This window comes from Sphaerochaeta sp., from assembly GCF_050178175.1.
GTDB lineage: Bacteria > Spirochaetota > Spirochaetia > Sphaerochaetales > Sphaerochaetaceae > Sphaerochaeta.
Window position 1 is genome coordinate 1 of sequence record NZ_JBFXGH010000119.1, and the last position, 6,631, is coordinate 6,631.

Here is a 6,631-nt window from a genome sequence, read left to right on the forward strand (position 1 = left end):
GCCAAGCTCTACAACATCTTCAACAGCACCCTCAAAACAGACAAAGCGGACAGCGAGAAAATCGTGAGGATTGCCAGGAACATGCCCAGGGATGAATGGCCCACAGTCTCGATCCCGACCAGGGAAGAGCAGGCCGAACGGTCGGCCGTCTCCCTTGAGGTGTTTCTCGCCCAGGAGATCACGATGCTGGTCAACCGGCTGTATGCCTTGTTCAACTCGATGGGGCATCCGTTCATCAAGAAGTCGGAACTGAAGACGGAAGAGTCAAGGCTGACATTGGCCAACAGGCTGCTGTGCGAGGACGGTCTTGCAATCGAGCAGGCGATTATGCTCTCCGACCAGATCGGGAATGTGACCGATCAATTGGAGCAATGCAAGCAGAGGTTGCGTGATATCTGCCTTTCCCACCCAAGGGAGGCGCTTTCCCTGTTCTCGATTCCCGGGATCGGGCTGATGACGGCTGCCTCCCAGATTGCCTTCCTCGGCGACGGGTCCCGATTCAACTCCCCCGACAGCTATGTGAACTATGTCGGGCTCTCGGAGAGAAGGTTTGATTCGGGAACCAAGGTCAGCAAGGGGCATATCTCCCACATGGGCAACAAGTGCATCAGGAGGAATATCATCCAGGCGGCCTGGGTGGCCTCAACCAAGACCAAAAGCAACCCGCTTTCTGAGAAATACGAGTATTTACGATTGAGGGGCAAGAGCAAACCGGTTGCGGCTGTTGCGGTGGCCAAGAAGATGATCCAGTTGAGCTACATCCTGGTGAAGAGCAACGGGATCTATGAGTTCACCAAGCAGCAGGGCCTGGCGGCTTTCCGGAGAAGACTCCAATACCACAAGCTTGCGGGATTGCTTGAGTATCTGCCCGATTCTACCAGAAAGCAGATGGAGGAGATTGACAGGACAAAAAGGAAAGAGGCAGCTGCAACTACCTCTAATCCAAAGAAATTCGCTTAAGTTCTGTAACTGAAGTATAGCACTGTTCTCAGAAACTGCAAGCCACCCGGTGGCAGCTTGGGTGTGCCTCAAGATTTGCAATATCTATGACGGATAAGAAAAATTCAATTCCTTGCATTTAGGGCTTGACAACAGTAGTCAAATAAAAAGTGAGATGGAGAGCTGGGTCTTCCCCCTTCACTTCATCGACTTCGAGACTACCATGGTTGCCATCCCCTTCCATGCAGGTCTCCACCCCTATGAGGGAGTGGCCTTTCAGTTCTCCCATCATATCGTCCATGAGGACGGTACGGTTGAACACGCTGGAGAGTATCTGAACACAGAACGCGGGGTATTTCCCAATTACGAGTTCATACGGGCACTGAAAGGACAGTTGGACCATGACCAGGGAAGTGTTTTTCGCTACTCCAATCATGAGAATACCTTCCTCAACCTGATCTATCAGCAACTCACCTCTGATACAGGATCCATCCCTGACAGAGCGCAACTCCTGAGCTTCATCAAGACCATCACCCATGCGACAGGCAAGTCCCCTGAGCAGTGGAGCGGAGAAAGAGACATGGTTGACCTGTGGGAAGTTGTGAAACGTTACTACTATGATCCGGCCACAAAGGGGTCCAATTCCATCAAGCAGGTACTCCCGGCAATACTGAACAGTTCAACGTTGTTGCAAGAGAAATACTCAAAGCCAATCTATGGGGCAAAGGGGGGGATCAGGAGTACAAACTTCAAGGACTGGCAATGGGTCAAGATCAAGGATGGAAAGGCAACCGACCCCTACAAGCTGCTGCCAAGGATGTTCCAGGATGTCTCTGAGAAGGATCTTGAAATTCTGAGCAGTGATGATGAACTCAGGGAAGGGGGTGCCGCTCTCACCGCATATGCAAGGATGCAGTTCGAGGAGATGTCAGACTATGAACGCAGCGAAATACAGAAGGCCCTTCTGAAGTACTGCGAATTGGATACGATGGCGATGGTCATGATCTGGGAAGGACTGAAAGACCTCTGCCGCTAGGATCTACTGACAGATCTGTTTTGCAATATGAGTGATATTCTCATTGCTTACGCCATATTGCCTTGCAAGTGTATTCCACCCTGAGAGTGCTGTACGAGTCTGGTCAATGATTGAAGAAATCTGCTGCTTCGAAAGCTTGGCATTCAGTCCCAGCCTGAAAAGATGCTCTACATCAGGATACTTTCCTTCCCCCATGACCATGGTACTTTGCTCCCCTCCTGGGCCGGATGAGAAGGTAAGGTCATAGGCCGGAGAGAGTGTCCAATTCCCGTATGCATCCATGAGGAAGCTAAAGTTTTTCGCATGGTCATCACGATTATGCGCTAGGACGTTGAATACTGCAAGACGATACATTTTCTCTACCTCCCGGACATCCTTGGTCAACATGGATGTAAGATTCAGCAAGTCTTGGTAATCAAGTGAGGGAAAGCGAAAATCAGCATGTAACAACCCACTAGCAGTGTGCATATGCAAGCGCTTAGCCCCATTTCGATCAAACCGCTTGGCAGCAAAATACCCCGGTCCTTCATGGGCTGAGAATAAGTGAACTTCGGGCATGAGTATGCCTGACTGCTTTGCCATCAAGGCATACACATACTCAATAGCACCAGCATCGATACCATCTTGTGTGTTTGGAAATTTCACCAACCAAGGCTCATACCCCGCGGTAAATGATTCTTTTCCATGAAGAATTCGCTCTTTGTTCTCAGAAACACCAATTAATGCCTTTGGTCGTGCGCCAGAGGAGGATCCATTCAACACAAGAAGACGGCTTACAACCTCTGAGGAGGATCCCTCAAGTACTTCTTGTACCTCTGATGCAACAACGTTCAAGTCAACTGGCCCACCATCAAAAGGAACATCATACTCAGGTTCATATACCAATGCGCCAAGACTTTGCGATCCAATCATTGCCAATCGATCCAAGGGAGAAAGCTCTGATGGAAAGATACCTTGAGAGCGAACAAAACGATCTATGAGAAGCCTACCCCAACCGTCAGGAAGACTGTCATTGAATACACCAGGCAATCCTTCAAACAAACTATGGTCGAAAGTCTTCACACCTACTTGCAAGGGAAGAGAGAATGGAGAGATTTCAAGGCCTTGTTCGAGGAAAGACAGTTCATACGAGAAGTAGATACGACGATCTTTCAATGCCAGACGACCAACAGGAATGGTTTCATTATCAAAATTGATCTTCACGGCTATGGTCTTCACCGCTTTGTAAGGTTTCATGCTTTCCTTCCCCGCTTCCGCTTTGGCAAAGCCTCCAATGCGATGACTTCATCTATTGAGGAGAATGAAGTTTGTGAAACCTTTGTGGCTTCAACCATAGCTTCCAACATCCCCAGCACCATCATAAGCTTCAAGAGCGATTCCAGCGATATGACGCCTTGTTGTTCAAACTTGCGTAGGGTTGCCAAGGGAACTCCCGAGCGAGCTGATAACCCTTCTTGGGTCAAGTTCATTTGCAATCTGCGCTCTTTCAGGTTCTGTGCAATCTTCTTCTGGGCTATTGATGGACTCATAAGTGCTATCATAGTATCAATTATAACCTATTTTTGAACTTTAGCAATAGTATAGTAGTAGTTATGGCAATTTACTATCAACAGATATGTTGAAAGAATCAAAGAGAATCTTTTCATGAGAGTTATTGGGGATTCTGGGAACAATTACTCACTTATCACGCTTTGAGCATGTACTGTTCAATTACCTTAGGATTGTCCCTAATCAACTGAAGCAACCTTCTAGATGGTCCTTCCGGCTTATTTCTACCGCGTTCCCACGCTTCAACTGTCTTCTTGGAAACCCCAAGGGAGGAAGCGAAGACAACTTGGCTCAAGCCGACACTTTGACGGATAAACTTGATTTCTTCCCCACTAAAAGTCTCCACCGGTTTGACGGCGATTCTTGTCTTTCTGGCAACAATTTTTCCTTCCTGATATTTGACGGCATCATCCAGGCCTTGCATAATACTCTTTATAGACACTCATTTCATTATCTTCTATTCTCCAGTCCCTTTTCCAGAATGGTAATTCCTTTTACTCTATCTTCTCTGCTGCCAACAAAAGACTTTCTTTTTCTTCTCCATACCCAAGTATTCTGGTCTTCAGGAAGTGAGCAAGCTCTTTATTTGTACAATAGATATAACAGCCTTTCATCCCCCGGCTCATGAGTGTGCGATAGGTATTGCGTATGATGATGTCGGCTGTTTTCATTGCCTCCTGATCACCCTTCCTGATAGGTCCTTTCAAACCTTTCAATGATTGGTCGGTTCTTGCTCGCTTGGTGTAATCAGAGATGACATTCCCTTTCTCAAATCGGAGGTCATCCCCTATGATCACCCCGACATAGCTGAATTCAAGTCCCTGGGTGGTATGGATGCAGCCAACTTGGTTGATCGACCCTTTGGAAATTGCATAGGTACCATCACTGCTGAGGTTCCAGTACATGGAAAAGTCATCAATGGTAATATCTGGAACTGAATCTGGATTGTTCTTACTCACCCAATCCCAACAGTATCCTGCTACAATCCTGGCTTTATCATCTTCCCTATTTCTCTCTTCAATGAGTCTACGCAGTTCATTGGGATCATCCACTACCCGGAAGTCATAATCGATGCCTTCCAAGGTGGGATTGGCTGTCTCTTCCTGGATTCCCAGTACTCCATCAAGCCATGAAAGATATCCATCAGAACCATTGCAACGGAACTGGGAGAGAAGCCTCCCCTCCTGCACTTCTGCGTTGAAAGCTTTGGCCCAATAGAGAATTTGAGCTCTGTCACCATAATCCTGAGCAGTAACGCGCTGGTCTTCATCAATAAAGAACACGCTGCACCTGCTTGCGTTGATGATCTCCTTGATCTGATCTTCACCGGTAACCTTCGGTCCCTGTTGGGAGCGTTTGTTGAGCCGGTGTGCCTCATCAACAATGAGGGTACCGAAGTCATTGGTATCTGCATCAACAAATGCCGTGGAACCTTTGAACAAGCTGCTGATATTATTTCTCTTGAACGCACCAGAGCGGAGCTTTGCCTCAAACACCTTACGGGGGGCACTGTTCTTTGTCACGTATGCGCACACCTGATCATCATTGATCAACTGCACAAGAAGGTTGATGGCAACTACTGTCTTCCCCGTTCCTGGTCCCCCTTGTACAATGAAAACCCGTTTCCTCCCGTCCTCTTTACTTCTGCGAGCAAAGGAGAGCATCTGCTCATAGACTATCTTTTGCTCGTCTATGAGTATGAACTCCTCTTTCCCTCTCAGCATTGCAGAAAGGGAGTCTTGCAGGCTCTTGGAGGGCCGAATCTCACCGTTATCGATGTAGTACAAGGTTTGCTTTGCATCCCCTGTATGGATGTACTTCTTGATGAACTCCCTGAGCTTCTTGACATCACTCCGATAAAACAGAGGAGACTCATCAAGAATGCTTTGGAAGTAGTGCTGTTTCAGTGGGTCATCTTCGGGAGGTACGTAGTTGTGTAAATACGCACAGCTCTCCAAATGGATTGGAATCGCATGGACATTTGCGTTGAAATTGGAGATAAGGGAGCGGTAGGACCATGCCTGGTAGGAGGGATGGTGAACTAGTTGCTGTCCATGGGAGAAACGTGTCTGCACATCGATGATCTCAGCCTCCAGGAGTTGGTCGACATAGGGAACAGGTTCAACCTTACTCCACTGCTTCAGCTCAACGATTACCGCATTGTGCTGGTTCTCTTTGTCCAATCCTGTAAGGATGAAATCGACTCGTTTATTGGTATTGGGTATTCCAAATTCAATAGCTACACCGGAGGTGTCAGGGATCTCAGAGTCGAGTAATACATTCTGCATGTAATTCAATGAGTTACGCCAGGACTGTTCTTCACTTGAACTGACTCTTTTATGAAGCCTGTTCCACATATTCATTTCAATCTTCTGGTCGATTGAATTATCCTGAACGTCTGACAAGAATTGCTGCTTATCCCCTTCGTATACAAGCATCACACCCTCCGTGGCATCACTCTAGTGTACCACACTCCAAGAATTGTCGCGTAAGGAATTACTGGAGCTCTGTATACTTCTTTGCTGATCCATACGCTTTCTTTACATCATACTTCTCTGCGTTCTTACACAGCTTTCTCTCGATAATTGTAGGGATATCAACCCCAATGGAATCGGCAAACAGCACGGAGTAGATGAGAATATCTGCCAGCTCCTCTTCCATCTGCTTCTGTTTCTTCTTAGCATGAACATCCTCACCTGACCACTGGAAGCATTCCAGTAATTCAGAGGATTCGAGGCTAAGAGAAATCGCCAGGTCCTTGGGTGAGTGAAATTGTTTCCAGTTACGTGCATCCCGAAAGGCAAGGATATCGGCAATGGGGAGAGGTCTTTCACAAAAAATGCTCCCCTTCCCTTCTTCAAGATAAGAGAGGGAAACCCCAAAGGTAGTACAAAGAAGTTCCAGGAGTTCAGAGGAAGAAGTTTCAATCCCTCTCTGGTATGCCTCTTCTTCCAATCCAAGTTTCTCAGCCATCTGAGCATCATCCAAGTGAAGTAGGTTCTGAATATGGTGTATGCGTTCCTGTAGTGTTTTCATTGGTTTGTCCTTCTGGGAATAGTAGCATGGAATGGGAGTGCTTTGGAAAGCAAAGATACATAAAGCCCGGCC

At 47.3% G+C, this 6,631-nt stretch carries 7 protein-coding genes; 2 read left to right on the forward strand and 5 right to left on the reverse strand.

The window, feature by feature from the left end:
• Positions 1 to 960, forward strand: a 960-nt coding sequence (locus AB7S66_RS10625) for an IS110 family transposase (RefSeq protein ID WP_428519831.1), incomplete at its 5' end; no start/stop codon positions are given.
• 154 nt (positions 961 to 1,114) lie between these two features.
• Positions 1,115 to 1,975 (forward strand): DUF2779 domain-containing protein, encoded by an 861-nt coding sequence (locus AB7S66_RS10630; RefSeq protein ID WP_428519833.1) that lies wholly within the window; start codon positions 1,115 to 1,117, stop codon positions 1,973 to 1,975.
• Between the two features lie 3 nt (positions 1,976 to 1,978).
• On the opposite strand, the gene AB7S66_RS10635 is transcribed toward AB7S66_RS10630, so the two are convergent.
• The 5 genes from AB7S66_RS10635 to AB7S66_RS10655 all read right to left on the reverse strand — a co-directional run.
• On the reverse strand, positions 1,979 to 3,211 hold the full coding sequence (locus AB7S66_RS10635; RefSeq protein ID WP_428519835.1) for a type II toxin-antitoxin system HipA family toxin: 1,233 nt from the start codon (positions 3,209 to 3,211) through the stop codon (positions 1,979 to 1,981).
• Entirely contained in the window at positions 3,208 to 3,516 is a 309-nt protein-coding gene (locus tag AB7S66_RS10640; protein ID WP_428519837.1) for a helix-turn-helix domain-containing protein, read from the reverse strand. Before AB7S66_RS10640 ends, AB7S66_RS10635 begins: the two co-directional genes overlap by 4 nt.
• A gap of 143 nt (positions 3,517 to 3,659) precedes the next feature.
• Positions 3,660 to 3,947, reverse strand: a complete 288-nt coding sequence (locus tag AB7S66_RS10645; protein WP_428519839.1) for a helix-turn-helix domain-containing protein — start codon at positions 3,945 to 3,947, stop codon at positions 3,660 to 3,662.
• Between the two features lie 70 nt (positions 3,948 to 4,017).
• Positions 4,018 to 5,961 (reverse strand): DNA/RNA helicase domain-containing protein, encoded by a 1,944-nt coding sequence (locus tag AB7S66_RS10650; protein WP_428519841.1) that lies wholly within the window; start codon positions 5,959 to 5,961, stop codon positions 4,018 to 4,020.
• 58 nt (positions 5,962 to 6,019) lie between these two features.
• Positions 6,020 to 6,631, reverse strand: a 612-nt coding sequence (locus tag AB7S66_RS10655) for a MazG-like family protein (RefSeq protein ID WP_428519843.1), incomplete at its 5' end; no start/stop codon positions are given.